This window comes from Streptosporangium minutum (assembly GCF_002149035.1).
GTDB classification, from domain to species: Bacteria; Actinomycetota; Actinomycetes; order Streptosporangiales; family Streptosporangiaceae; genus Streptosporangium; species Streptosporangium minutum.
Window position 1 is genome coordinate 1 of the sequence record NZ_NGFP01000435.1, and the last position, 3,284, is coordinate 3,284.

At 71.3% G+C, this 3,284-nt stretch carries 3 protein-coding genes; 2 read left to right on the forward strand and 1 reads right to left on the reverse strand.

The features are described from left to right. Nucleotides 1-724: DNA repair protein RecO (gene recO / locus CA984_RS43170; RefSeq protein WP_086579057.1), on the reverse strand; the 724-nt coding region annotated here is incomplete at its 3' end. 162 nt (nt 725-886) lie between these two features. Between recO and CA984_RS48970 the strand changes: the two genes are divergently transcribed. Together CA984_RS48970 and CA984_RS48975 are read left to right on the forward strand one after the other, a co-directional pair. Further along, nucleotides 887-2,464, forward strand: a complete 1,578-nt coding sequence (locus CA984_RS48970) for a CDP-alcohol phosphatidyltransferase family protein (RefSeq protein ID WP_086579058.1) — start codon at nt 887-889, stop codon at nt 2,462-2,464. Continuing rightward, nucleotides 2,461-3,168, forward strand: coding sequence for a DUF5941 domain-containing protein (locus tag CA984_RS48975; RefSeq protein ID WP_086579059.1), 708 nt, complete (start codon nt 2,461-2,463; stop codon nt 3,166-3,168). The genes CA984_RS48970 and CA984_RS48975 overlap by 4 nt, the downstream gene beginning before the upstream one ends. Nucleotides 3,169-3,284 lie beyond the last annotated feature (116 nt).

Sequence of the window (3,284 nt, forward strand, 5' to 3'; positions counted from 1 at the left end):
CCCTTTCTACGTGTCGGAGAGAGCGTATGCCGTGCTCCAGGTGCCATTGGAGATATGCGGCGACCAGCCCGCTGCACTCGGCGCGGTGCCGGCCGTCGGAGGCGTCGGCGGTGAGCCAGTCGCCTTTCAGCAGCGCGACCATCAGCGCGAGGGTCTCCCCGGCGGGCACCGCGGCGCCCGCCGGACGGCAGCCCCCGCACACCACGCCCCCCGCCACGATGGCGAACGCCCGCACCGCGGGCGCCTTGCAGCGGGCGCACGACTCCAGGGCGGGGGCGTAGCCGGCGACGGCCAGCGAACGCAGGAAGTAGGCGTCGAGGACCAGCCGGGGCTCGTGCTCCCCTGAGCCGAGCGTGCGCAGGCCGCCGACGAGCAGCAGGAACTGGCGGAGCGCGGGCTCCTTCTCCCCCAGGGTCAGCCGGTCGGCGGTCTCCAGCATCGCGCTGCCCGCGGTGTAGCGCGGATAGTCGGTGACGAGCGCCTCGCCGTACGGGCGGATCGTCTCGGCCTGGGTGATCACATCGAGCGTGCGGCCGGTGTGGAGCTGGAGATCCACGTGGGTGAACGGCTCCAGCCGGGCGCCGAAACGCGACATGGTCCGCCTGACCCCCTTGGCGACCCCTCTGATCTTCCCGGTGCGCCTGGTCAGGACTGTGACGATGCGATCGGCCTCGCCCAGCTTGTGGGTGCGCAGCACGATGCCGTCGTCACGGTACAGACTCACCTGGTCAGTCTAGTGGGATGCCCCGTGTGGCACGGCTTCAACCATGATCAAGTGGCACAGATGGATCACGGGTGCATGTTGTTCATCCAAAACTCACTAAACTTTGGCCTCTGGCGAACTCCCCGCGCCACGTTTTACCCCGCCCCCGCACGAAAGGGTGCCATGCCCCGCGTGGTCCTGCTGGGCTCATCGCCCGGCCCCGATGCCGCTTCCGGCCAGTCGACGCCGTCCGCCGCGCTGACTCTGCCCGCGCTCCCCGGCTGCCCCACTGTGATCGGCAAGCTGCACGGTCAGCTCGCCTCGCTCGACCCCGCACCGGTGACGATCGCCCGCTCCGGCGACGCGCCGGCCTACCGGGGCTTCCCGGGCCGGCTCGTCGAGACCTCCGACCTGGCCGGCGATCTGCGCGCCGTCGCGGACGCGGTCGAGCACGCCACCGAGAACCTGCTCATACTGCCCGCCAACTCGCTGATCCACGACGAGCTGATCTACCAGATCACCAAGTCGAAGCGCGGAGCGCTCGCGCTGATCACCAAGGAGCCCCGCGAGGAGGACGAGAACGGCGACACGATCGTCCCCAACGTCCCGATCGACGAGGCGGAACCGGAGATCGGCGACCGCACCCTGGAGGGCCTCCCGGTCCGGGTCCGCGCCAGCAAGTCCCGGGTGATCTCGGTCGGCTCGGCCTACCACGCGGTGACCCGGCCCAACTCCGTCCTGCTCGGTCCCCTGCACCTGCACCACAAGCACGCGGTCACGCTGGCCGAGGCCGCCCGCGAGCTGGCCGACATGGCCCACCTGCTCGGCCCCGAGGACGACCTGCTCCAGCTCCTGGTCCTCGGCCTGGTACGGCGGGGCGTCTCGGTCGGCACCCGAGGCCGCCGCGACCTGTTCTTCCGCCGGCTGAACACCCGGGAGCAGGCCGACGAGGCAGTGGCCGAGATGTCCACGTTCAACGAGGACAAGGCCCGGCTGAACAACGCGGTCAAGGGCGCCGACGGCTTCTTCACCACCTACTTCGTCAGCACCTACTCGCGCTTCATCGCCCGCTGGGCGGCCCGGCGCGGGCTCACGCCCAACCAGGTGACGCTGATCTCCATCGCCCTGGGCGTGGCGGCGGCGGCGTGCTTCGCCACCGGCGCGCGGCCCGGGATGGTCGCCGGCGGCATCCTGATCTACTTCGCCTTCGTCTTCGACTGCGTGGACGGGCAGGTCGCACGCTACGCCCGCAAGTTCGGCGTGCTCGGCGCGTGGCTGGACGCCACCTTCGACCGGTTCAAGGAATACGTGGTCTTCGCCGGCCTGGCGGTCGGCGCGGCCGTCTCCGGCGTGGGCGACGTGTGGACGCTGGCGCTGGTCGCACTCGCCATGCAGTCCATCAAGCACCTGCTGGACTTCTCCTTCGGCGCGGCCAACCGGCGCAAGCCCCCGTCGCCGCTGCCCTCGGTGTCGCTGGCGATCAGCGCCGACACCGACCTCCGGGCGGCGCTGGAGCAGCGCAAGATCGCGCGCAGCGGCGGGATCCGCGGGCTGCTGAAGATGTGGAGCAAGGCAGGCAGGAACCGGGCCGTGCACTGGGCCCGCAAGATGATCGTTTTCCCGATCGGTGAGCGCTTCGCCGCCATCGCCATCGTCAGCGCCTTCTTCGACGCCCGGGTCACCTTCATCACGCTGATCATCTGGGGCGGCATCGCCACCGCCTACTCGCTCACCGGACGTCTGATGAGGTCGCTCGCATGATCACCCAGCCGCAGACCACCCCCGCTCCGGACCCCTACGAGGAACGGCTGCGCGTGCAGACCGCGCGCCTGCTCGCCTACCGCGACGACGGTCCGCTGGTGACGGCGCTGCGCGGCAAGGTGGGACCGGGGCTGCCCCCGGTGCCGGCCACGCTCGTCGCGCTACTGGCGATCATCGCGATGGCGGTGACCGGGATGCTGGACGACGGCCCGGTCCTGCTGGTCCCGGCCGTGGTCATGGTGCTCCTGGTGCTGCCGACCGCGGCCCGCGACCACCTGGGCAAGCTCGACTGGCTGGCCCCGCCGCTGATCCGTGCCACCGAGTTCCTCACGATCATCCTGGTCGGCCTGGCGGCCGACGCGCCCAAGTGGCTGCTGTTCGTGCTGCTCTACGTGGTCGGCTACCACACCTACGACACGGTGTACCGGACCCGGCAGAGCATCTGGCCGCCCGACTGGGTGTTCAAGGCGGGGCTGGGCTGGGAGCTCCGGCTCCTGCTGCTCGGCGCCGGCGCCGCGCTCGGCGTGCTGACCTGGGTGCTGGCCGCGCTCACGCTCTACCTGGGCGTGCTGTTCGCCGTCGAGAGCGTGACGAGCTGGGTCCGCCTGGACAAGGAGTCGGCGCTGGCCCAGGCCGGCGACGACCTGGAGGCCTCTCCCGAGGAGGCCATGGAGCAGGCCACGGGCGAGGCCGAGCCCGCCTGAGGGCCGTCCCCACCGGGGCGCCGTACCCACGCAGACACGCAGAGGGCCGCGACAGTCCGTCGCGGCCCTCCGCCGTTCCCGGAGACCCGGCGTGCCCAGCACCGCCCCGCCTGCTC

Bases quoted from the DNA above. Each gene is read 5' to 3' on its own strand.
- CA984_RS48970 (WP_086579058.1), top strand. From the start codon at position 887: ATGCCCCGCGTGGTCCTGCTGGGCTCATCGCCCGGCCCCGATGCCGCT.
- CA984_RS48975 (WP_086579059.1), top strand. From the start codon at position 2,461: ATGATCACCCAGCCGCAGACCACCCCCGCTCCGGACCCCTACGAGGAA.